Source organism: Stenotrophomonas indicatrix, assembly GCF_050573115.1.
Classification (GTDB): Bacteria; Pseudomonadota; Gammaproteobacteria; order Xanthomonadales; family Xanthomonadaceae; genus Stenotrophomonas; species Stenotrophomonas lactitubi_A.
The window spans coordinates 1259118-1282250 of the sequence record NZ_JBNYZT010000001.1 but is presented as its reverse complement, the minus strand read 5'-3'; the positions used below and the strand labels follow the sequence as shown (position 1 = coordinate 1282250).

The following is a 23133-nucleotide window of genomic DNA, read 5'->3' as shown; positions in this document are numbered from 1 at the left end:
GAGCTGCCGCGGGCCGGCGGGGTGGCACGTGTGCCGGCGCGGGCCTTCGGCTTGGCCGCCTGGCGGGTCTGCGCGGCGGCGGGGCGGCTGCCCTTCTTCTTCGCTGCTTCGGCCGGCGGAACGGCGCTGAACAGGAACAACGCGGCGATGGCGGCGGCCAGGACGCGGGGGGAATACGGCATCAAGAAGCTTCCGTGGAACACAGACCGTGGAGCTTGCACGATCCGCGCGCGTACGGCCAGCGTGAGGGCGCAGTCAGCTTGCGCGCCGCTGGGGCTTCAGTCAGCCGCGGCCGCAGCGCGCAGGTCGGCGGCGCGGTGTTCGCCCAGATAGCGGGTGATTGCACGCCGCATCAGGTACAGCAACGGAATCAGGGCGATCGCAAAGCCCATCTTGTAGACGTAGTTGACACTGCTCACCGCCAGGAACAGCGATGTCGGCCAGTGCTGCGGGCCGAGCACGAAGGCGATCCAGATCACCACGAAGCTGTCCACCAGCTGCGAGACTGCGGTGGAACCCGTGGCACGCAGCCATACATGGCGCTCGCCGGTGGCCTGGCGGATGCGATGGAACACCGCCACGTCGATCAACTGGCCGAACAGGAACGCCACCAGCGAGCCGGCGATGGTCCACATGCCCTGTCCGAACACCGCCGCGAACGCGGCCTGGTAGTCGGGCACGCCGTGGGCATCCATCGAGGTCACCCACCAGCTGGCCGGTGCCAGCGAGATCGCAGCGAAGGCGAACAGGAAACCGTAGGCGATCAGCACCACCGCCAGCCACGAGATGAAACGCACCCCGCGCTTGCCGAAGAATTCGTTGATGGTGTCGGTCATGATGAACACCACCGGCCACAGCAGCGTGCCGGCGGTGAAGCTCAGCGAGCCGGTCTGGCCGAACAGGTTCCAGTTCAGCGGGTCGATGCCGAGGGTGTCTTCCAGGGCGAAGATCTTCACCCCGATCAGTTCGGCCAGTACGGCGTTGCCACAGAAGAACGCGGCCAGCACGATGAACAGCAGGACCGCGCGGTCCTGCAGCGGGCGCGCGTGCGACGCCTCGCTCATTCGGAACGATCGCCAGCGCGGGTGAACGGAACGCTGGAGGGCGCCACTGCACCGCCGGAAATGATGAAGCTCATCGCCTGGTCCACCGTCCAGTCGGTCGGGGTGAGCAGTTCGACGGGCACGATCTCCAGATAGCCCGAGGTCGGGTTCGGCGTGGTCGGTACATAGACGGCCGCCAGTTCGCGGTCGGTGCCCTGTTCCTTGATGACCCGGGTGACCAGGCCGACCGATTTCATGTCGCGGTGCGGGAAGTCGATCAGCACCACGCGCTGGGTGCTGCCCGGCTCGGTCTGCAGCATGTCCAGCAGCTTCTTGGCGCTGTCATAGATGATGCTGGCCAGCGGAATGCGCTTGATGACCGCACCGACCCAGCGCAGCAGGCGCTGGCCGACCACGCGACGGCTGGCTACGCCCACCGCCAGGATCACCAGCAGGGTGGCCAGCAGGGCGATGGTGTTCTGGATCCATTCGGCGCGGACCCAGCCGAGGTAATGCGGGAAGTTGGTCGCGATCTGTTCGGACAGCGGCACCACCAGCGGGCTGGAGATGCCCGACAGCAGCACGAACACGAATTTGACCACCACCCAGGTCAGCCAGATCGGCAACAGGGTCAGCAGGCCGGTCAGGAACAGGCGCTGCAGGGAGGGGCGGGGAACCAGGGCGGGGGCTTCGAGCGACATGCGCGCATTGTAGCGGTCGCGGCCGCTCGTTTACGCTGTCCGTTGGCGGTGCAGGCCATACAGGGAAAGGATACCGTGTTGAGGATGCTGCGGTGGTTGAGCTGGGCAATGCTGGGTCTGCTGGTGATGGCCGTCGCGGCATGGCTGCTGTCGAGGTACTGGCCGTTGTCGGCCGCCCAGCGGGAAGACAGGCGTCTGCTTGAGGCCGTGCAACCCAACGAAGGTCGCAACGGCTTCGCCCTGCTGTGGACGCTGCCCTTCGATGGGCTGGACCAGGCCCAACGTGAGGCGGCGTTGGCCGAAGATCTGCGGCGCTGGCAGGCCTCGCCGTCGCAGGCGTCGCACACGTCGTTGCTGGCGGCCGCGCACGCACCGTTGAAGCTGGATGGGGCAGGTCGTTGTGCCGTCGGGCCCGTCGGCTGCCTGGCACAGGTACGCGCTGATCCGCAGCGCTTCGCTGACGCCCACGCCGGGCATGCCGGCCTGCACGAGCGACTGGCGCGGATGGCGGACTACGATCGTTTCGATTCCCCGTTCCAGCCCTTCGAAAGCGAGCTCCTGCCACTACCGGCGTACACGCCGCTGTTGGATGGCACCAGTGCGCAGGCACTGGCCTATCTGCAGGGCGATGTTGCCGGTGCCGTCGAGGCAGGCTGCAGATCGGTTCAGTTCGGGCGGCGGATGATGCGCACCGGCAGCACGCTGGTGGACAGCATGATGGGTGCCGCCGTGGTGAGGATCCATGCCGCATTGCTGGGTGACATGCTGGTCGAGCAATCACCGGATTACGTGCTGCCCGTCTCCTGCGAGGTGGCGCTGCAGCCGCTGGAAGCCGACGAGCAGAGCCTGTGTCATGCGATGCAGGGCGAATTCGCGATGAACAAGGCCGCCATCGAGGCGTCCACGCAGACAGCAGGCAGCCGCCTGCTGCTGGATCGCGACCACACCCTGGCCCGGATCGCCGGCAATTTCGGCTGGGCATGTCGCCCTGCTGCAGTGAAGGCGCTGGCAGCCGATGTCCCGCTCCTTGCCCCGCCACCGCCCCGATGGGAAGTGGGCTGCGTGGCCAATCCGCTGGGATGCACATTGAGCGCCATCGCCGGGCCGTCCCACGCACAGTACGCGACGCGCAGCCAGGACGCAGCGGCGATGATCCGCCTGCTTGGCGCGCAGCGCTGGCTGCGGCAACAGGCCGGGCCACCCGACGAGGCACTGGCGCGGTTGCCGGCGCAGTGGCGTTCGCAGGCGCGCACGCCAACACTGTCTGCCGACGGTCGCCACCTGCAGCTGCTGAGGCGCGGACCGGCGCGCGAAGGCGAGGGCCCGTATCTGTCGATGCCCTTGCGGGCTGACTGACCCGGGCTCAGTCGCTGTCGCCGAGCGGATTGAACGCCCAGCCATCGCCAACGCCGTCCAGCGTCCAGCGCCTGCGGTCACGCAGGGTCTGCCAGCGCACCTGTTCCTTGTCGTCCTGCATGCTGCCCTCGGTCAGCTTCACCTTGCCGGTGGAGAAGTTCACGCTGAGGCCTTCGGTCTGTCCGGAATTGCGCATCATCGAGTCGCGGTCGTAGCCGATCAGCGCGAAGGCGCCTTCCTGCCAGCGGAACGTGAATGTGGTGGTGCTCGTCGACCAGCTGCCCGCGCTGGAGAACGAGTACAGCCCCACCCGCAGTGCGCCGCGCTGGATCGACACGCCGGTGCCTTCGGCCAGCGCATCGCTGAGCACGGGCGAGTCCGGGCGTGGAATGAGGGTGTGGTTCTGCGCGGCCAGCACGTAACCGGAGGGGCGCGCAAAAGCGATGGCGAGGATGCGCGGGTTGCTGTCATACGGCGACGGCCCGAACCCATCGTGCTCGATGATGTTGCGCGGGTCCTGCTGGCGCAGCACCAGCGCAAGGTCGCTGCGCCCGTCCTGGTCGAGGTCGCCTTCAATCCTGTATTCCAGCGCCCAGCCGGCAGGTACGAACCCCTCGGCCGTAGCGGCGTGCGCCGGCAGGGTGGGGTAGCGCACCGGCGGCACATCCAGTGCGGTGGCGGCAACGGGCAGGGCGGTCAGCGCCGCAGCAAGGACGAAAAGGCGCATTGCAGCCTCCATGGCAAGGCTGCAGAGGATAGCGGGACGTCAGCCGGCCTGCTTTACCGTACGTGTGGCTTCAAGCGCACATAGACCTGCTTGCGTACCTGCGCAACGACCTCGCCGGCTTCGTCGACCACGTCGTTGCTGAACCAGCGCAGCACTTTTTCGCCACCGGCCGCCGCCGTACGCAGTTCATCCAACAGGGCGTCGTCGATGCGGAAGGACGTGCGTACTGTGCCGCGGCCGGGCTTGAGGAAATCGATCGCACCGGCGCGATCCCAGACGTAATAGTCACGGCCCAGGGTGTGCATCAGGCCCAGCATCCAGAACGGATCGGTCATCGCGAACAGGCTGCCGCCGAAGTGTGTGCCGACGTAGTTGCGGTTCCAGGGACGCAGGCGCAGTTCCACGTCGATCTGCCGGTAGTCCGGGGTGATCCGTGTGACATGGATGCCGGTGAACAGGAACGGTGGCCACAGATTGATGCCGAAGCGGAACGTGCTGGCTTTCATGCGGGAACCGGGCAGGGGGCGGGGATCCAGTCTAACCATTCGCATGCGTATGTTGTAGCCCGTGGGGGCGTATCAGACCTGCCGGGCGCTACGGTTCGGGCGTACCGCCGTCGATCACATAGCCGTCGCGGCCATTGTCCTTGGCACGGTAGAGCGCGTTGTCAGCGCCTTCGACGAAATGATGCGGTTGCAGGTCGCTGTCCGGCACGCGGGTATAGACGCCGATGGTCAGGGTGACACCTGTGTCGCTGCCATCGCCGGGCGGCGGCAGGGCGCGTATGCAGGAGATCAGGTCTTCGATCACCTGCCGTGCGCCTTCCACCGGGGTATCGGGCAGCACCAGTGCGAACTCGTCGCCGCCATAGCGCGCGGCCATGTCACGGGGGCGGCGGGCATGCGCCTGGATCAGGCGGGCCACTTCGCACAACACGCGATCACCGACCTGGTGGCCATGACGATCGTTGTGGTGCTTGAAGTGGTCGACATCGATCAGGGCCAGGGTCAGTGGCTTGCCACTGCGGCGCGCCGCATCACATTCCTGTTGCAGCGATTGTTCGAAGCGCAGGCGGTTGCCCAGCCCGGTCAGCGCATCACGGTTGGCCTGGCGGTGCCAGGAGGCGATGCGCCAGGTCGCCCACGCCGTCAGCACCAGCACGATGCCGAGCAGTGCGCTGGCCGGCGCCCACCAGAGGCTGCCGGTGCGCAGCAGCAGCCAGCTCAGCAGCGGCGCGGCCGGCAGCGAGCACAGCGCAACCACCCAGGGCAGGCGCAGCCCGAGCAGCAGTACGCACATTGCCACCAGCAGGCCGGCCAGGGTGTCCTGCCAGGCGCGGGGCAACACGTCGATCTGTTTGTCCTGCAGCAGCATCGAGGCGATGTTGGCCTGGTACTCGCTGCCGCTCATCCAGTATTCGCGGGTGGTGGGTGTCAACAGGCGGGGGGCGATGCCACTGGCCGTCATGCCGACCACGATGCGCCTGCCATGCAGCATCGATGCATCCACGCGTCCCTCCAGGACATCGGCGTAGGACACCTGCGGCAAGCGTTCGGGCGGCCCGGCATAGCGCACGCGCACGTAGTCGTTGCGGCGCCATTGATAGGGCGAATCCAGCGCGGGGTCGGGGTCAGGCAGGCCCTGAGCGCGCTGCGGCGGCAGACCGGTCAACGCCAGGCCGAGCGCCGGCCAGTGCGCTTGGCCGATGCCGGCATGCAGGTAGATTCCACGGGCGACACCATCGCCATCGACCTCAACGTCGCTGTGGCCGATGGCGGCAGCGCTGGCAGCAATCAGCGGGATGGGCAGCATCTCCTCGGCCATGCGGTCGCCGGCGGCCGGCGCGGCCAGCACCGGCAGCACCACGCGGCCGTTGCGACGGATCGCAGCGGCCAGTTCGGCGTCCTGGCGTGCATCGCGGCGGTCGGGCTCGGACAGCATGAGGTCCAGCGCGACGCGCTCGGCACCAGCGTCGGTCAGGCGGTCCAGCAGGCGCGCATGCACCGAGCGCGGCCACGGCCATTGGCCCAGCCGCTGCAGGCTGCCTTCGTCGATGGCGACGATCAGCACGCTGGGGTCGGGACGGTAATCCCAGCTGCCGACCATCATGTCGTACGCCGTTTCGTCCTGTCGCCACAGCCATTGGCCATGGCTGACCACCGCAGTCGCTACACCTGCCAGCAACGCCAGCAGGATCCGTCGCGACCACGGCAGCGGCGAACGCCTCACAGCAACAGCCACAGCAGCAGGACACCGCCGCCCGCGCCGTAGCACAGGCGGCACGGCAGCTTGACCTGCTGGGCAGGCGAGAACGGGCCAGCGTGGCCGTCGTCGTCGATGTACTGCACACGGATGTGCAGCGTGCCGCGCCATGGTCGCTTGAAGCTGACCTGCGGTTCGTCAACGGTGGTATCGACCAGCGGCGCGTTGAAATCACCGCGACGATCGACCTGCACCCGGTAGCGCTGGCCATCGCTTCCCGCCTGCCAGCGCAGGGTCAGCTCGCCATCGGTGGCCTCGGGCGGCTGTAGTGCCGGGTCCACGGGTTCATTGGTCAACTGCAGCGTCAACGCCTGGCCATAGCGACCCTGGTGACCCTGATCATCACGCGAAGCGATCCGCCAGTAGTACTGGCCGGGAGGCAGCGGCTCGCCCAGGCGCAGGTCGGTGTCGCCGGTACGCTGCTCGCGCAGCGGCTGCAGGAACTGCGGCTCGTCGGCAACCTGCAGCACGCTGCTGCTGGCACCCGGCGCCTGGCTCCAGTGGAAGCGCGGCCGATCGCTGTTGACCGTCTGTCCCTGTACCGGGGAAATGGTCAGCGGCGGTGGCGGCTGGTCGCCAAGGAGGAAATCCTCGCTGGCATCGAGGCCTTCCACATCTTGTGCATCCACCGCGCGCAGCAGCAGACGCAGCGCTCCCGGCGGCAGCTCGCCGATCAGCAGCCGGGTTTCGGTGGTGGTGGCGGCAAACAACAGGATTTCCGGGGTGGCGGCCTGCACGACTTCGACCCGGTAGTGATCGGCACCCGTCACCGGTTCCCACGCCAGCTGGGCCGGCAGGGCACCCAGGCGGGTCGAATCGGCGCGCAGGTGCGGTGCCGGCAGCAGGCCGGAAACCGCTTCGGGTGCTGTCTCGCTGCCCGCGCTGCGACTGGCCTGGCCGGGGTGCACCAGGCGCTGGCCATGCGGGTTGCCGACCTGCACTTTGCCTTCCAGTACTTCGGTGGCACCGGCATGGGCATCATCGCCGGCACTGACCCGGAACACGGTGCCGCGCACGCTGCTGGTGGCCGTGGGCGCATCGATGATGTAACGCGAGGCGGGCCCGCGCGCGGGGGTGACCCGGTTGCTGGCGCGCCCCTGCTGCAGGCGCAGTCGGGTATCGACCATGCCGGTGCGGCCATAGCGGCTGAGCTGGTCCAGGCGCAGGCGTGAGTGCTCGCGCAGCTGCAACCGCGACGCGTCGGCGAATTCAAGGGTGATGCTGGACTCCGCCTTCGTCTGGATCGCATCGCCGATATGCAGTTGTTCGCCTGCGCGCACGGCGCGGCTGCTGCTGCCATCGGCCGCGCTCAGTTCAACCTGCCCACGCACCGCCAGTACCCGCGCCGGTGCGGGTTCGATGCGCAACCAGCCGATCGGGAAGCGCAGCAGTTCGCCCGGTGGCAGCCGGTACGGATTGTCGATGCGGTTGTGCTGCTGCAGCTGCTGCCAGCCCACGCTGGGCTTGAGGTAGGCCTCGCCCAGGTCCCACAGGGTATCGCCGGGGCGCACCCGATAGTTCCAGTCCTGCGCGCCGGCAAACGCCGGCAACAGGCAGAGGGCGCACAGCAGTGTGCGCAGGAAACGCATGATGAAAGACGACGAGCGGCCAACGGTCACGGATTGCTGTCCCGGCAAAGCGGGGGCGCAGCTGCAAGACCCCATGGCCCCGACCTCATCCCCCCGAACGGATCGTGGCGGCCCTGGGGGCCACCATCGCGGGCATTATTGCCCGCGTTCAGTGCAGGGATTCTGAACGATGCCGGTGCCGTTCAGAACAGCAGCGAGGCCATCCGGCGCCGCGAACGGCCGACCAGGTCTTCGTCGGCGATGACGTTGAAGGCATCGATCAGCGCCTTGCGCGGCAGTCCTTCCTGGAAACCGCGGTCGATCCGCAGCATCTCCAGGAACTGTTCCAGTGCGGCTTCGTCTTCGCCGGCCAGCAACAGCTGCACACCACGCAGGTGGCGCGCCTGCAGGTCCTTGCCGTCGGCGGCGATGCGCGCCTCCAGCACTTCAGCGGGCGGGGCATCCTTCAGCGCGGCGGCGAAGGTGAGGCGGGCGCGGCCACGCACGGCGCGGTCGTCGGTGGCCAGGTTGGCGGGCAGGGCGTCGATCAGGGTAGCGGCCTCGTCCACGCCGCCAACCTGCAGCAGGGCCAGGGCCAGGTCGAGCTTCAGCTCGTCCTTGTCTGGTTCGGCGGCGATCTGCGCGCGCAGCACGTCCACCTGCGCCTGCGGGTCGAGCGGGGCCTCCTCCTCGGCAATGGCGTCGCCGACATCGGCCGGCACAACGCCGTGCTGGGCGAGGAATTCACGCAGCTGGCCTTCCGGCAGGGCGCCGGGGAAGCCGTCCACCAGCTGTCCACCCTTGACCAGGAACACGGTGGGCACCGAACGGATCTGGAAGGCGGCCGCGATCTGCTGTTCCTTGTCCACATCGACCTTGGCCAGTTCGAACGCGCCGTTGTACTCGCCGGCCAGCTTTTCCAGCATCGGGCCGAGGGTCTTGCACGGTTCGCACCAGGTGGCCCAGAAGTCCACCAGGACCGGCGTCTGCAGCGACTTCTGCAGCACGTCCGCCTCGAAGGTAGCGGTGGTGGCGTCGAATACGTAGGTCGTCTCGGTCATGGGGCATCGTTCGGCATCTGGAGACCGATTCTATGGTGACGAAGACTGTCGGTCTCAACCCTGGGACCACACCTCGATGAAATTCCGGACAGCTTGGCGGAGTTGCCAGCTGCCGCGACAATGCCCTGATGTTCTTCTGGAGAGTGGCTGCGATGTCCGTGGTTCGGCTGGATCGTTGGGTCGGCGTGCTCGCCGCAGCCCTGTTCGTGCTGTCGGTGGCCGGCTTCGGTGCGGCCCTGCCGGACTATTCGCAGGCGCTGCATCCGGTGACGTGGCTGGGCGCGCGCGGCATCCCCCATGCGCTGGGATTCAACCTGCTGGGTCTGGTGCTGCCGGGCGCGCTGGCGGTCGTGGTGGCCGAGCGCCTGCGTCGGCAACTGCCGGTGGACGCTGCCTGGACGGCACGCGTGGGCAGCCAGATGCTGCTGCTGGCCGCGCTTGCCTTCATCGCCATGGGCCTGCTGCCGCTGGATTTCGAGGACCAGATGGACATGCAGGGCCCGGCCAGCAAGCTGCACGCCAGCGTGTGGATGGTCTGGGCGCTGGCTTTTGTCGCAGGCAGCGTGCTGCTGGGGGCGGCGCGACTGCGGCATCCGGGAGGGCGCAGGCTGGGCCTGCTGTCGCTGGCCTGTGGCATCGGCGCTGGCCTGCTCGCGTTCGGCCTGCCGGGGGTACTGCCGGCGGCGCTGGCGCAGCGCTTGGCCTTTGCCTGCTGGGCGCTGTGGCTGGCCTTGGTCCTGCCGCTGTCGCGCAGGCGCTGAGACGCGTTCCAGCGCCTCGCCGCGCGCCGGCCCGGCAGGCGGGATTGGAGCCATTTGCCGCACTGCGGTACGCTGTACCGCTTTGCCGCCGCAACCGCGTGTTACATGACCAGCGTCGAACCCAACGTTTACGATCCGCAGCAGGTTGAATCCGCCGCCCAGCAGTACTGGGACGCTACCCGTGCCTTCGAGGTCGATGAAGCCTCGGACAAGCCGAAGTACTACTGCCTGTCGATGCTTCCGTATCCGTCCGGTGCGCTGCACATGGGCCACGTGCGCAACTACACGATCGGCGACGTGATCAGCCGCTACAAGCGCATGACCGGCCACAACGTCCTGCAGCCGATGGGCTGGGACGCGTTCGGCCTGCCGGCGGAAAACGCCGCGATCAAGAACAAGACCGCGCCGGCGGCCTGGACCTACAAGAACATCGACCACATGCGCAGCCAGCTGCAGTCGCTGGGCTATGCCATCGACTGGTCGCGCGAGTTCGCCACCTGCCGCCCGGACTATTACGTCCACGAGCAGCGCATGTTCACCCGCCTGATGCGCAAGGGCCTGGCCTACCGCCGCAACGCGGTGGTGAACTGGGACCCGGTCGACCAGACCGTGCTGGCCAACGAGCAGGTCATCGACGGCCGCGGCTGGCGCTCCGGCGCGCTGGTGGAAAAGCGCGAGATCCCGCAGTGGTTCCTGCGCATCACCGATTACGCCCAGGAACTGCTGGACGGCCTGGATGAGCTGGATGGCTGGCCAGACTCGGTCAAGACCATGCAGCGCAATTGGATCGGCCGTTCCGAAGGCTTGGAAATCCAGTTTGATGTGCGCGACGTCGATGGCGCCGCACTGGATCCGCTGCGCGTGTTCACCACGCGCCCGGATACCGTGATGGGCGTGACCTTCGTGTCGATCGCCGGCGAACACCCGCTGGCCCTGCATGCCGCGAAGAACAACCCGGAACTGGCTGCGCTGCTGTCGGAAATGAAGCAGGGCGGCGTGTCCGAGGCCGAACTGGAAACCCAGGAAAAGCGCGGCATGGATACCGGCCTGCGCGCCGTGCATCCGGTGACCGGTGCCCAGGTGCCGGTGTGGGTAGCCAACTTCGTGCTGATGGGCTACGGCACCGGCGCGGTGATGGCCGTACCGGGCCATGACCAGCGCGACAATGAGTTCGCCAACAAGTACAACCTGCCGATCCGCCAGGTCATCGCGCTGAAGTCGCTGCGCAAGGACGAGGGCGCCTACGACGCGACGCATTGGCAGGACTGGTACGGCGACAAGACCCGCGAAACCGAACTGGTCAACTCCGAAGAGTTCGACGGCCTGGACTTCCAGGGTGCCTTCGAAGCACTGGCCGAACGGTTCGAGCGCAAGGCCCAGGGCCAGCGCCGCGTGAACTACCGTCTGCGCGACTGGGGCGTGAGCCGCCAGCGCTACTGGGGTTGCCCGATTCCGGTGATCTACTGCGACAAGTGTGGCGCGGTGCCGGTGCCGGAAGATCAGCTGCCGGTGGTGCTGCCTGAAGACGTCAACTTCGTCGGCACCGGTTCGCCGATCAAGGCCGATCCGGAATGGCGCAAGACCACCTGCCCGGACTGCGGCGGCGCGGCCGAGCGTGAGACCGACACCTTCGACACCTTCATGGAGTCGAGCTGGTACTACGCCCGCTACACCTCGCCGGGCGCCCGTGATGCGGTCGACAAGCGTGGCAACTACTGGCTGCCGGTGGACCAGTACATCGGTGGCATCGAGCACGCGATCCTGCACCTGATGTATTTCCGCTTCTACCACAAGCTGCTGCGCGACGCGCGGATGGTGGACAGCAACGAGCCGGCGCGCAATCTGCTGTGCCAGGGCATGGTGATCGCCGAGACCTACTACCGCCCGAACCCGGACGGCTCGAAGGACTGGATCAACCCGGCCGACGTGGACGTGCAGCGCGATGAGCGCGGCCGCATCACCGGCGCCACCCTGATCGCCGACGGTCAGCCGGTGGTGGTTGGCGGCACCGAGAAGATGTCCAAGTCGAAGAACAACGGCGTGGACCCGCAGGCGATGGTCGGCAAGTACGGCGCCGACACCGTGCGCCTGTTCTCGATGTTCGCCGCACCGCCGGAACAGTCGCTGGAGTGGAACGAAGCCGGCGTGGACGGCATGGCCCGTTTCCTGCGCCGCCTGTGGGCACAGGTGCAGAAGCACGCTGCCGACGGTGCCGCACCGGCGCTCGACGCGGCTGCGCTGGATGCCAGCCAGAAGGCCCTGCGCCGCAAGACGCACGAGACCATCGGCAAGGTCGGTGACGACTACGGCCGCCGCCACAGCTTCAACACCGCCATTGCTGCGGTGATGGAGCTGATGAACGCGCTGGCCAAGTTCGAGGACGGCAGTGAACAGGGGCGCGCCGTGCGCCAGGAAGCACTGCAGGCCATCGTGCTGCTGCTCAACCCGATCACTCCGCACGCCAGCCACGCCCTGTGGCAGGTGCTGGGGCATGGCGAAACGCTGCTGGAAGACCAGCCGTTCCCGCAGGCCGACAGCAGCGCGCTGGTACGCGACGCGCTGACCCTGGCCGTGCAGGTCAACGGCAAGCTGCGTGGCACCATCGAGGTGGCGGCCGATGCCGCGCGTGAGCAGATCGAAGCGCTGGCCCTGGCCGAGCCGAACGCGGCCAAGTTCCTGGAAGGCCTGACGGTGCGCAAGATCATCATCGTTCCCGGCAAGATCGTGAACATCGTCGCTGCCTGATGTACCTGGCACCGGCCGCCCTCGTGGCGGCCGGTGCGTTGTCGCCACGCCGGGCGCGCCCGGCCGATGGCCCTGCGTTCACGCGGCCTCGGGCACCCTGTCTGTTGCCGTGATCGCCCGGCTCCGCCAGACTGTCTACATGACCCGAATCCTGCTTGCCCTCGTTCTCGTCCTCGGCCTCGCCGGCTGCGGTTTCCACCTGCGCAACAAGCTGATGCTGCCGACCGATACGGCGCCGGTGAAGGTGGTATCCACCGCGCCCTACAGCGAGCTGGTCAAGCTGTTGAACCGCAGCCTGCTGGCATCCGGTGCGCGCTTGGCCGATGAGGACAGCAAGGGCCCCAATGCCCAGCTGCAGGTGTTGTCCGAACGCTGGGGCGACCTGCCCATCGCCATCGACTCGCAGGGCCGCGCACAGGAATACAGCCTGCGCTACGCCGTGATCTTCATCTTCCGCCGCGAAGATGGCAGCGAACTGGTGCCGCAGCAGGTGATCGAACTGTCGCGCGACTACGTGTCGCCGCCGACCGACGCCACCGGTACTACCACCGAGCGCGAGATCCTGGCCGATGAACTGCGCCGGGAAATGTCCGCCTCGATCATCCGCCGCATCGACAGCGTGGTCCGCGCCGAACTGGAAAAGGGCGGCAGCCTGTCGGCACCGAAGCCGGTCGAGCGCGATCCGGTCGAGCCCGCACCCGCCGTCAAGCACTGAGCCGGGCGTCTGATGGAGCTGCGACCGGAACAGCTGGCCGGGCAGGGTGCTGACACGGCGCTGGCGCCGGTCTATCTGATCGCCGGCCCGGAAACACTGCGTGTGCTGGAGGCGGCTGACGCCGTGCGTGCCCGCGCACGCGCGGCCGGCATCGACGAGCGCGAAGTATTTGACGCCGACGGCCGCGATTTCGACTGGAACCAGCTCGACGCCAGCTTCCATGCCCCCAGCCTGTTCAGCGCCCGCCGTCTGGTGGAAGTGCGTCTGCCCAGTGGCAAGCCGGGCAAGGAAGGCGGTGAGGTGATCAGCCAGTTCTGCGCCAACCCGGCGCCGGACGTGATCCTGATGATCACCACCAATGAATGGAGCAAGGCCCACCAGGGCAAATGGGCCGAGGCGGTGAACCGTGTCGGCGTGTTGTCGGTGGCCTGGGCGATCAAGCCACATGAGCTGCCGGACTGGATCGAACGACGCCTGCGCAGCAGAAGCCTGCGCGCCGAACCTGCCGCCGTGCAGCGCTTGGCCGAGCGCGTGGAAGGCAACCTGCTGGCCGCTGCGCAGGAGATCGACAAGCTGGCGCTGCTGGCCGATGGCCAGACCCTGGACGTGGAACGGATGGAATCGCTGGTGGCCGATGCCGCCCGCTACGACGTGTTCCGGCTGGTGGAGGCAACGTTCTCCGGCCAGCCACAGGCGGTGCTGAGGATGCTGGCCGGTCTGCGCGGCGAAGGCGAGGCGGTGGCGGCGCTGATGCCGATCGTGATCCGCGAGCTGCTGGCCGGTGCCGGCCTGGCACGGGTACAGGCACGCGGCGGCAATCTGGCTGCGGAGATGAAATCCCGCGGTATCTGGGAATCGCGGCAGGCACCCTACAAGCGTGCGCTGCAGCGGCATCCGGAAGGCAAGCGCTGGGAGCGCTTCGTGGCCGAGGCAGGGCTGGTTGACCGCATTGCCAAGGGGCGCGCCGACGGCGATGCCTGGCTCGCACTTGAGCGCCTGCTGGTGGCGGTGGCCGAGGCGCGCGCGGTACGGCTGCTCGCCCGGGCCTGAGCCATGAGCCTGCGGATCTATTACGGAGGCACCTTCGACCCGGTGCATCTGGGCCATCTGGCGATCGCGCGCGCTGCGCGCGATGAACTGCAGGTGGCGGTGCGCATGCTGCCTGCCGCCGACCCGCCGCACCGCGCGGTGCCGGGCGCGACCGCTGAACAGCGCTGCACCATGCTCGGCCTGGCCATCGGCGATGAGCCGGGCCTGCTGCTGGATCGGCGTGAGCTGGATCGGGCGGCGCGCTTTCCCGGCAGGCCTTCCTACACGGTCGATACCCTGCGCGAACTGCGCGCCGAACTTGGACCCAGCCGCCCACTGGCGTGGCTGGTGGGGGCCGACAGCCTGCTGGGCCTGACCCGTTGGCATGAGTGGCAGTCACTGTTCGGGCTGGCCCATTTCATCGTCGCCGAGCGGCCGGGCAGTCCGCTGCGGGCCAGTGTCGACGGCGCCCTGGGACAGGCCACCGAGGGGCGCTGGGCCGACAACGAGCAGGCCCTGTTTGCCAGCCCGGCCGGCCGCATCCTGCGCCTGCACCACCCGTTGCGCGAGGAATCGGCCAGCGCCGTGCGCGCCCAGATCGCCGCGGGCGGCCCCTGGCGGGCCATGCTGGCGCCGGCGGTGGCCGACTATGTTTCTGGCCACGGCCTGTACCGCCCCTCCACCTCGTGAATACGGTTGCCGCGCTGTGCCCGTATAATCGCCCCCACGTTTATCGAGTCGACCCGCTTTGAGCAACCAGACCCAGCCCCAGACCATCAAGGTCGATCTGCCCAGCCCGCCGCCCTCCGTGCCGGAACTGCTGGCCAGCGTCCGTCAAGCCACCGAAGACCTGAAGGCCAAGGACCCGGTCGAGATCGACGTACGCGGCAAGTCCAGCGTCGCCGACTACATGGTGGTCGTGTCGGGTACTTCGACCCGCCATGTGAAGTCCATCGCCGACGAGGTCGTGCGCTTCGCCAAGAAGATCGATGTCATGCCGCTGGGTGTTGAAGGCGAGCGTGAAGCCGAATGGGTGCTGGTCGACCTGGGCGACGTCATCGTGCACGTGATGCTGCCGCGCGTGCGCGAGTTCTACGCACTCGAGCGCCTGTGGACCGTTGGCGACCAGCCGCCGTCCTACGACGACGACGAAGTGGCCTGAGCCATTCGTTGATGCAGTGTTCGACGGCGCCGATGGCGCCGTCGACGTTTTGGAGGAATGTTGATGAAAGCCCGCCTGATCGCCACCGGCGAACGCGCGCCCAGTTGGGTGGCGCAGGGGTTTGCCGAGTACCAGAAGCGGCTCTCGCACTGGCTGCCCTTCGAGCTGGTGGAGATCGAGCCCGGCCTGCGCGGCAAAGGGCGGGACGCACGTCGCGCCACCGAAGACGAAGGCAAGCGGGTGATCGCTGCGTTGCCGAAGAATGCCTATGTCGTTGCACTGGACGTACCGGGGCGCCAGCTCAGTTCCGAACAGCTGGCACAGCGCCTGGAGCACTGGCGCGGACAGGGCAGGGACCTGGCATTCCTGATTGGCGGGCCGGAAGGCCATTCGCCGGAAGTGTCTGCGCTGGCCGATGAAAAGTGGTCGATCGGTCCGCTGACGCTGCCGCACATGCTGGTGCGCCTGGTGGTGGCCGAGCAGCTGTATCGCGCTGCGGCGATGTTGGCCAATCACCCCTACCATCGCGCGTGAAGAGTCGTTATACTGGCGGTCTGCCCGAATAGCTCAGCCGGTTAGAGCACTTGACTGTTAATCAGGGGGTCGTTGGTTCGAGTCCAACTTCGGGCGCCACATTCAAGAGGCCTGCATCGCAAGATGCAGGCCTTTTTTGTTGTGCCGCGCTGTGCAATCGCGTGCGGCGGTAGATCCACGCCATGCGTGGATGCATTGCGCGCGATCTTTCGAGCGGACACGACTCTACACTGCAGGTCCATCACGTGGATGTTGACGATGCGCGCGTTTCGCTTTGCATTTCTCCTGCTGATGGCCCTGCTGCCATCTACCGCATCAGCCGCCGCGCCTGCCAGCTGGCACCCGCCGGCCGGTACCACCGAATTCCCTCTCTGGTCCGATGGCCAGGTGATGGCACCGCCGAAGCTGAAAGGCCCCGAGCAGGTCAGCGAAACCGTCTCCAAGGCCAGTGGCGAGCACTGGATGATGCTGCAGAACGTAGCCGTGCCCACGCTCACCGTGTTCCCGGCGAAAGGCTCGCCCACCGGCACCGCAGTGATGGTGGTGCCGGGCGGTGGCTACAACGTGCTGGCGATGGACCTGGAAGGCAGCGAGATCTGTGATTGGCTGACCGCACAAGGCATCACCTGCGCGCTGCTGAAGTATCGCGTACCGGCCTCGGGGCCGAACTGGAATCGGGAGTGCAACTGCCGCGACATTCCGGCCGTGCCGATGGCCTTGCAGGATGCGCAACGGGCAATGGGCCTGCTGCGTGCGCAGGCCGCACGCTGGAAGATCGATCCGCAACGGTTGGGCGTGATCGGCTTCTCGGCCGGCGGCCACGTGGTGGCCGGGTTGAGCACGCATGCACAGCGCAGCTATGCATCGCTGGACGCGGCCGATGTGCAGTCCAGCCGGCCGGATTTCGCGATGCTGCTGTATCCCGGGCATCTCTGGGTACGCAAGGATGATTCGCTGGAAAAAGACATCGTGGTCGATGCCAAGGTGCCGCCGACATTCATCGTGCAGGCCGCCGATGATCCGACGGACGATGTCCGTCACGCATTGGTCTATCACCGCGCACTGATCGAGGCCGGCGTGCCGGTGGAAATGCATCTGTTCGCACGTGGTGGTCACGCGTTCGGCCTGCGCCTGAAAGACGCGCCGGTGTCGGCATGGCCCAGCTTGGTCGAACGCTGGATGCACGACATCGGCATGCTGACGAAGCACTGATACGACGGGTGTAGCGTCGAGCGCGGCTCGGCCTTACAAGGTCAGCGCGCCACGCGAGAACGCCACCAGCGTAGCGATCGCCACCACCAGGATCGCGCCGAACAGCACCCATTCCCAGCGAGTGAAAACCTGCTCGCAGCGCTGGCGCCGGGTCACTGCATACAGCACCACGCCCGGCACATACAGCAGCACCGACAGCAGCAGGTTGTCCAGGCCACCGGCATACACCAGCCACAGCGCATAGGCGCTGGCCAGCAGCGCGACGATGAAGTCGCGCCAACGGGCACCGGCCGCGCTGGGGTAAGCCTCGCCCTGCCAGGCCAGCTTCACGCCGAATGCGCTGGACAGGAAGTACGGCACCAGGCTCATCGACGCCGCCAGCAGCACCAGGCTGGTGTAGCTGCCCGAATTGAACAGCACCAGCAGCAGGAACAGCTGGATCAGTCCGTTGCTCAGCCACAGCGCATTGGCGGGCACGCCGCGCGCGTTCTCGCGACCGAGAAACGCCGGCATCGTGCCATCACCAGCGGCGGCAAACAGCACTTCGGCGCACAGCAGCACCCACGCCAGCAGCGCGCCCAGCACCGAGATGATCGAGCCGATGATGATCACCGTTGCGCCCCATTCGCCAACGATCGCACGCAGCACATAGGCCATCGAGGGATTGGGCAGGCCCGCCAGCTCGGCCTGCGACAGCACGCCCATCGACAGCAGGCTGACCAGCACCAGCAGCAGCCACACGCCGATGAAACCGATCACGGTGGCGCGGCCGACATCGGCGCGTCGTGTGGCCCGGCGCGAGTAGATGCTGGCGCCTTCGATGCCGATGAACACCCACACGGTGACCAGCATCATTCCGCGCAGCTGTTGACCCATGTCCCCCAGCGCGGGAGCGCCGAAGAAGTCGGCGCGGAACACGTCCATGCGGAATGCACCGGCAGCCAGAACCAGGAACAGCGCGATCGGCACCAGCTTGGCCACGGTGACCAGGCCATTGATGATCGCGGCGGTACGCAGGCCGCGCAGCACCAGCAGGTGCACGGTCCACAGCAACACGGACGATGCGGCGATGGCGGCCGGTGTATTGCCTTCACCGAACACCGGCGCGAAGTGGCCGAGGCCGCTGAAGATCAGCACGAAGAAGCTGGCGTTGCCGAGCACCGAAGCGACCCAGTAGCCCCAGGCCGCAGAGAATCCGATGTAGTTGCCGAAGCCTGCGCGCGCATACGCATAGATGCCGGTGTCCAGGTCGGGGCGACGATTGGCCAGGGCCTGGAACACGAAGGCGAGCATCAGCATGCCGGCGCCGCTCACTGCCCAGCCGATCAGCGCGGCGGCCGGGCCGGCGCTGCGCGCCACGTTCTGCGGCAGCGAGAAGATGCCGGCACCGACCATCGAGCCAACCACCAGTGCGGTCAGTGCGGCCAGGCCAAGGCGTTGGTTGGAAGAGGGCATCACGCGCGCCGCAGCTGTCGGGGTGCCCATGATGGACGCTGTCGCGTGCGGAAAAAAGCAAAGGCCCGGGCATGAGCCCGGGCCTTTGCAGGTGAAGCGGTAGCAGGATTATTTGAACGTGTACTTGAAACCGACGGTGAAGTAGCGACCCAGCGCACCGGAGAAGTGCATCGGGTTGTAGTTCACGCCGCCGTAGGTAGTCGGATCGAGCGGGGCGATGCGATCGAACACGTTCGCCACCGAGGCGTTGAGTTCGAACGAATCGTTGATGCTCCAGCGACCGGACAGGTCCATCGTGGTGAACGAAGAAATCTTCTTCACCGGCTCGCCATCGGCGTAGAAGGCCAGGTAATCGCCGCCACGCTTGTCCTTGTTCTCCATCTTGCTGATGTAGTTGGCAACGGCGCTGACGCTCCACGGCCCCTGCTTCCAGGTGGTGCCGAAGTTGACCTTGTCCTTCGGCGTGCCAATGCAGTTGGTGACGTCGCAGTTGCCGTGGGTACCCACGTAGTCAACCGTGTCGCCGCCTTCGGTACGCTCGAACTTCAGGATGTGGCTCCACTGCAGGTCCAGCTCCAGCTGACCCGGGCCGATATCGAAGGTCTGGCGGATGTCGGTATCGATACCGCGCACGCGCGAGGAGCTGGCATTCACGTAGGCGGTGTTGACGGCCAGGATGGTGCCGCTGTTGGCCACGCCATTGAGATCGTTGCTGTCGCGCAGGACGTTGCCGGCGAGGATCGCCGCCGAGGTGCTGCCCTGCACGATCTCGTTGGTGCGCTTGATCTGCCAGGCATCGACGGTCATCGAGGTGGACGAGGTCGGCTGCAGCACGATGCCGACCGAGTAACTCTTGGACTCTTCCGGCTTCAGCAGCTTGTTCGGCTTGGTGATGATCGCCACCGAGTTGGCGCCGCACTCTGCTGCGTTGTTGCCGCTGATCTGGCAACGAATCGGGTCGACGGCAGTGGAGAAGGCGGCGAGGCCACCGTCACCGTTCTCGGCCGGGTTCGGCGCGCGGAAACCTTCGGCGTAGCTGGCGCGCAGGGCGATCCAGTCGGCCGGGGTCCACTTCACGCCCAGCTTCGGCGTGGCCTTGCCTTCACCGCTCTCGTACTTGTCGTAGCGCATCGCAGCGGACAGCTCCAACTGCTCCAGCACCGGCGCGGACAGTTCGACGTAACCGGCGTAGACGTTCTGGGTGCCGTCGTAGGCCGAATAGCCCAGGCCAATGATGTCGCCGGTATCGGTGAAGGTCTGCGGGGTCAGGCTGTTGCTGGTCTTGCGCCACTCGGTGCCGAACGCCAGGCCCAGCGGGCCGCCCTTCAGGTCCATCAGGCTGCGCGACATGGTGAAGTCGAACATGTCCAGGCTGGACTTGGCGCGTGCGCTGATCATCGGCGAGATGAAGTCGTACAGTGCCTGCGAGTTCTGGCCGGCGTTGTCGCCGATGCGCCACACGCCGCCGGCGCAGTTCGGGTTGGCCAGCGCACAACGCACGTTGTCGTAATTGAGGAAGCCGGTGCGCTTGTTGGTCAGGTCGGTGCCCGAATGCAGGTAGGCGGTGTCGTAGCTCCAGTCACCCCAGTTGCCCTTCACGCCAACGAGGAAGCGATTGAACTCGTTGGTGTTGTCGGTAACGCGCGGGCCGACGTCCCAGGCCGAGTAGCGCAGGCGCACCGGCGCACCGGTCGGGTTGTCCGGGTGGGTGGCACCGAGGGTGGTGGCGCCCGAGCCGCTGTTCGCGTTGACCGGGCCGCCGGGGTAACCCCAGCCGCCGGATACGCCGGACGGGGTATTGCTGAAGATCGTCTGTTTCTTCGAGTAGCCGATCTCGGTGTAGACCTCGCCGCCTTCACCGAAGGCGAAGCTGGCGCGACCGAACACGTTGACGTACTTCTCTTCCGGGATCAGGTCGCGGTACTGCTGCGCCGGATCGAACAGGCAGCCGTCGGCGGCGATGCTGGCCGGGGTCTGGCCACCGATGGTGGTCAGGCCCGCGCAGCCGGGCAGGGGAACCAGGTGGCCGGTGGCATCCAGGTAGGAGCCGTTCGGGCCGGAACCGCCCGAGGTGCCGCCACGGGTGTATGCGCCGCCGAGGAACTGTGCGGTCTTGTCATAGCCCCATTGGCGGGTGTCGCCGGTGCCGATCCACTTGCGGTTCTTGCGGTCGCTGATCTTGATGGCGTCGGTCTTGCCGACGTCCAGGCTGAAGAACGCGTTCCAGCCATCGCTGGCCAGGTCGCCGGTACCGGCGGTCAGGGTGGCCTTCTTGGCGTCGCCATCGCTGTCGCCGGACAAGCCGTAGGAACCACGCAGGATCACGCCCTGGAAGTCACTGCGCAGGATGATGTTGACCACGCCGGCGATGGCGTCGGAGCCGTAGATCGCCGAAGCGCCGTCCTTCAGCACTTCCACGCGTTCGACAGCATCGAGCGGAATGGTGCTCAGATCGGTGAACACCTTCTGGCCGTCATCGGCCAGGCCATAGGTGGCCATGCGGCGGCCGTTCAACAGCACCAGCGTGGAGCCGGCACCGAGGCCGCGCAGCGAAATGCCCGCGCCGCCACCGGCGAAGCCGTTGCCGAAGGTCTTGGGAATGGAGCCAGCACCGTCAGCGGTGATGGTCTGCAGGTACTCGGCCAGCGAGGTCTTGCCGGTGCGATCGATTTCCTGGCGGGTCACCACCTGCACCGGCGACGGTGTCTCGGTGTTGGTACGCGGGATGTTCGAACCGGTGACGGTGATCCGGTCAAGGTTGGTGGCCTGTTCCTGTGCGAATGCAGAGGAGGAAGCCACGGCGCCGGCGAGCAGCAGGGCACCGCCGGTGAGGATATGGGTAATGGACGTTGCCAGGTGGTTGCGGCGGCGGCTGGCGGGCCGTTGGATCGGGTGTTTCACAGCTTCTCTCCTGACTGGAAAACTCGAGCATTGAGGGCTGTCTCCGGTGTGTCCCGGGACGCGTCAATCTAGGTTTCCGGCAGGTGACGAAGGTGTGAAGTTTTACTAAATTCGTAACGGTTTTCCAACGAAGTTCAAATAACCGGGCAGATTGGCCCTGTTCCGGCCCATTCACCGTTACTGCCGGCCCGGCAGGTGCCGGGCCGGCCCACGGGTCAGTTGGGCAGGGAGAACTGCACCGGCACCATGCCGATGGCCGGTACGGCCATGCCATCACGCTCGGCCGGCACGAAACGCCAGTGGCGCAGCACCTGCTGGCGGGCGGCCTGGTCCAGGCTGCGCGAGCCGCTGCTGCGTTCGATGCTGACATTCACCGGCTGGCCACTGGGGTCCACTTCCACCCGCAGCAGCACCGTGCCCTGCTCGTGGTTGCGCAGGGCCTGGATCGGGTAGCTCGGCGGCGGGTTGCTGCGGTACTGCAGCTGGGCACCGGCCAACGGCGTGGACGGGGCGATCGTCGGCGCCGTCTGTACCGCCGTCGGCTCGGCGGCCGGCAGGATGATGCCCTGGGCCTCCTCGACGGTGGCGGTGGGAGCGGGCAGTGTCGGCGGTGCCGGCACGGCCTGCTTCTTCTGCACCACCTCCACCTTTTCGGGCTTGGGCGGCACCGGCAGCGGCTCGATCTTGGGCTCTTCCTTCGGAATGAACCGGATCGTGGTCTGGTCGCGGGGAAGTGCGGTGACGGCCTGGTAGGTCGCCGGGATCAGCAACATCAGGAACGCAAGCAGATGCAGGGCGATGGCCGCACTCCAGGCGGCAACGCGGGCGGGATCGAAGTGCAGGGGTACTACGGGATACGTACGAACCATGGTCCACCTCCATGCCAGTGTTGAAGTCCTCAACGCACCAGAGCCGCCATCGGGGTTGCCGCACGCGGCTGGCAGTCAATCATTAGCGCGCGGCCTCCACCACTGCCTAGAGGCAGGGGCGGCAGCGTTGAGCTGGCCTTCATCTAGCGGGGCGCGTGCGGCGGCGGCGGAAACGAAAACGGCGCCCCGCAGGGCGCCGTTGCAGGAAGCGGGCAGGGGCCTCAGCGGCCCAGTTCGAACACCACGTCCAGGTTCACCGAGACGGTCGACTCACCCGGGGCGACCGGAGTGGCCTTGTCCATGGCCATGCCTGCGGCTTGCGCGCGCATCATCGGCATCGGGCGGAAACCGCCACCGGAATTCTCGGAGATGCTGACAATACGGCGCACCTGCAGGCCAAGCGACTTGGCATAGGTCTGGGCGCGGGCCTGGGCCTTCTTCAGTGCCGCCAGGCGGGCTTCGTCATAGACCGGTTCGGGCTGGTCGATCTCGAACTGCGGGCCATTGATCTGGTTGGCGCCCTGCGCGGCCAGCGCGTCCAGCACCTTGCCGAGCTTGGCGATGTCGCGGACCTTCAGGCTGACGGTGTTGCTGGCCTGGTAGCCGGTGATCTTCGGTGCTTCGTTGTCGGCATAACGGTACTGCGGGTTGAGGCTGACGCCGCTGGTCTGCACGTCGCGCTCGGCGATGCCGGCGGCCTTGATCGCGGCCAGTACCTTGTCCATCTGCTGGGCGTTCTGGCGCATCGCGCTGTTGCCGTCGGCGGCCTGGGTGACCACGCCGGCCGACAGGGTGGCCACGTCCGGCACGCGGGTGGCTTCGGCGTTGGCCGAGATGTTCAGCAGCGTGCCTTCGGCCGGGGCGGCGATCGACGGCGACGACGGGTCGGCATGGGCGGTCATCGAAGCTCCAAGAGCGAGGGACAGGGCAAGCAGCAGCGGGGTGGCGGTGCGGCGCATGGGATCTCCTTGTTGTGGCGGTGAGGGTGGTGTCGTAGCGATGAACGCGCTGTGAGTCCGTTCGGGGTTGCAG

The 23133-nt window shown here is 67.1% G+C and carries 21 protein-coding genes and 1 tRNA gene; 10 read left to right on the top strand and 12 right to left on the bottom strand.

Annotated features, from left to right (window positions below):
• From ACQ5SA_RS05805 to ACQ5SA_RS05795, 3 genes are all read right to left on the bottom strand, one after another.
• A partial coding sequence (locus ACQ5SA_RS05805) for a hypothetical protein (RefSeq protein WP_499313231.1) occupies positions 1 to 182 on the bottom strand: 182 nt, incomplete at its 3' end.
• 96 nt (positions 183 to 278) lie between these two features.
• Positions 279 to 1064 carry a queuosine precursor transporter gene (locus tag ACQ5SA_RS05800; protein ID WP_025879090.1) on the bottom strand — a complete coding sequence of 262 codons (786 nt, stop codon included), beginning with the start codon at positions 1062 to 1064 and terminating at the stop codon, positions 279 to 281.
• Positions 1061 to 1744: a DUF502 domain-containing protein gene (locus tag ACQ5SA_RS05795; RefSeq protein ID WP_100553172.1), complete on the bottom strand. Its 684-nt coding sequence runs from the start codon at positions 1742 to 1744 to the stop codon at positions 1061 to 1063. Before ACQ5SA_RS05795 ends, ACQ5SA_RS05800 begins: the two co-directional genes overlap by 4 nt.
• Before the next feature lie 84 nt (positions 1745 to 1828).
• Here ACQ5SA_RS05795 and ACQ5SA_RS05790 point away from each other — a divergent pair, with 84 nt between their 5' ends.
• Positions 1829 to 3100, top strand: a complete 1272-nt coding sequence (locus ACQ5SA_RS05790; RefSeq protein WP_363732299.1) for a hypothetical protein — start codon at positions 1829 to 1831, stop codon at positions 3098 to 3100.
• Between the two features lie 7 nt (positions 3101 to 3107).
• Here the strand turns inward: ACQ5SA_RS05790 and ACQ5SA_RS05785 are convergent, their stop codons facing one another.
• The 5 genes from ACQ5SA_RS05785 to trxA all read right to left on the bottom strand — a co-directional run bounded on the left by ACQ5SA_RS05785 (position 3108) and on the right by trxA (position 8718).
• Entirely contained in the window at positions 3108 to 3827 is a 720-nt protein-coding gene (locus ACQ5SA_RS05785; RefSeq protein ID WP_353101026.1) for a hypothetical protein, read from the bottom strand.
• Positions 3828 to 3880: 53 nt separating this feature from the next.
• Positions 3881 to 4333, bottom strand: coding sequence for a DUF4442 domain-containing protein (locus ACQ5SA_RS05780; RefSeq protein WP_499313222.1), 453 nt, complete (start codon positions 4331 to 4333; stop codon positions 3881 to 3883).
• An 88-nt stretch (positions 4334 to 4421) separates the two neighbouring features.
• On the bottom strand, positions 4422 to 6056 hold the full coding sequence (locus tag ACQ5SA_RS05775; RefSeq protein ID WP_230112783.1) for a CHASE2 domain-containing protein: 1635 nt from the start codon (positions 6054 to 6056) through the stop codon (positions 4422 to 4424).
• The gene (locus tag ACQ5SA_RS05770) at positions 6053 to 7753 is read right to left on the bottom strand and encodes a FecR family protein (RefSeq protein WP_499313219.1); all 1701 of its coding nucleotides are present in this window, start codon (positions 7751 to 7753) and stop codon (positions 6053 to 6055) included. Before ACQ5SA_RS05770 ends, ACQ5SA_RS05775 begins: the two co-directional genes overlap by 4 nt.
• 107 nt (positions 7754 to 7860) lie before the next feature.
• Entirely contained in the window at positions 7861 to 8718 is an 858-nt protein-coding gene (gene trxA / locus ACQ5SA_RS05765; RefSeq protein ID WP_353101018.1) for a thioredoxin, read from the bottom strand.
• A 152-nt stretch (positions 8719 to 8870) separates the two neighbouring features.
• Between trxA and ACQ5SA_RS05760 the strand changes: the two genes are divergently transcribed.
• The 9 genes from ACQ5SA_RS05760 (at position 8871) to ACQ5SA_RS05720 (ending at position 16876) form a co-directional block, all read left to right on the top strand.
• Complete coding sequence (locus ACQ5SA_RS05760; RefSeq protein WP_499313217.1) at positions 8871 to 9479, top strand: DUF998 domain-containing protein; 609 nt, start codon at positions 8871 to 8873, stop codon at positions 9477 to 9479.
• Between the two features lie 105 nt (positions 9480 to 9584).
• On the top strand, positions 9585 to 12224 hold the full coding sequence (gene leuS / locus ACQ5SA_RS05755) for a leucine--tRNA ligase (protein ID WP_499313215.1): 2640 nt from the start codon (positions 9585 to 9587) through the stop codon (positions 12222 to 12224).
• Between the two features lie 139 nt (positions 12225 to 12363).
• Positions 12364 to 12939: an LPS-assembly lipoprotein LptE gene (locus ACQ5SA_RS05750; protein ID WP_353100953.1), complete on the top strand. Its 576-nt coding sequence runs from the start codon at positions 12364 to 12366 to the stop codon at positions 12937 to 12939.
• Positions 12940 to 12951: 12 nt separating this feature from the next.
• Complete coding sequence (gene holA, locus ACQ5SA_RS05745; protein WP_230112778.1) at positions 12952 to 13989, top strand: DNA polymerase III subunit delta; 1038 nt, start codon at positions 12952 to 12954, stop codon at positions 13987 to 13989.
• 3 nt (positions 13990 to 13992) lie between these two features.
• Positions 13993 to 14658 (top strand): nicotinate-nucleotide adenylyltransferase, encoded by a 666-nt coding sequence (gene nadD, locus ACQ5SA_RS05740; protein WP_353100950.1) that lies wholly within the window; start codon positions 13993 to 13995, stop codon positions 14656 to 14658.
• Positions 14659 to 14716: 58 nt separating this feature from the next.
• Positions 14717 to 15130, top strand: a complete 414-nt coding sequence (rsfS, locus tag ACQ5SA_RS05735; RefSeq protein ID WP_099818985.1) for a ribosome silencing factor — start codon at positions 14717 to 14719, stop codon at positions 15128 to 15130.
• A gap of 63 nt (positions 15131 to 15193) precedes the next feature.
• The gene (gene rlmH, locus ACQ5SA_RS05730; protein ID WP_025879294.1) at positions 15194 to 15664 is read left to right on the top strand and encodes a 23S rRNA (pseudouridine(1915)-N(3))-methyltransferase RlmH; all 471 of its coding nucleotides are present in this window, start codon (positions 15194 to 15196) and stop codon (positions 15662 to 15664) included.
• A gap of 22 nt (positions 15665 to 15686) precedes the next feature.
• A tRNA-Asn gene (locus ACQ5SA_RS05725) sits at positions 15687 to 15763 on the top strand.
• Between the two features lie 186 nt (positions 15764 to 15949).
• Entirely contained in the window at positions 15950 to 16876 is a 927-nt protein-coding gene (locus tag ACQ5SA_RS05720) for an alpha/beta hydrolase (protein ID WP_499313357.1), read from the top strand.
• 33 nt (positions 16877 to 16909) lie between these two features.
• On the opposite strand, the gene arcD is transcribed toward ACQ5SA_RS05720, so the two are convergent.
• The 4 genes from arcD to ACQ5SA_RS05700 form a co-directional block, all read right to left on the bottom strand.
• Complete coding sequence (gene arcD, locus ACQ5SA_RS05715) at positions 16910 to 18331, bottom strand: arginine-ornithine antiporter (RefSeq protein WP_499313210.1); 1422 nt, start codon at positions 18329 to 18331, stop codon at positions 16910 to 16912.
• A 108-nt stretch (positions 18332 to 18439) separates the two neighbouring features.
• Positions 18440 to 21232: a TonB-dependent receptor gene (locus tag ACQ5SA_RS05710; RefSeq protein WP_499313208.1), complete on the bottom strand. Its 2793-nt coding sequence runs from the start codon at positions 21230 to 21232 to the stop codon at positions 18440 to 18442.
• Positions 21233 to 21447: 215 nt separating this feature from the next.
• Complete coding sequence (locus ACQ5SA_RS05705) at positions 21448 to 22101, bottom strand: energy transducer TonB (RefSeq protein ID WP_230112773.1); 654 nt, start codon at positions 22099 to 22101, stop codon at positions 21448 to 21450.
• 221 nt (positions 22102 to 22322) lie between these two features.
• The gene (locus ACQ5SA_RS05700) at positions 22323 to 23060 is read right to left on the bottom strand and encodes an SIMPL domain-containing protein (RefSeq protein ID WP_265953492.1); all 738 of its coding nucleotides are present in this window, start codon (positions 23058 to 23060) and stop codon (positions 22323 to 22325) included.
• Between the last annotated feature and the right edge of the window lie 73 nt (positions 23061 to 23133).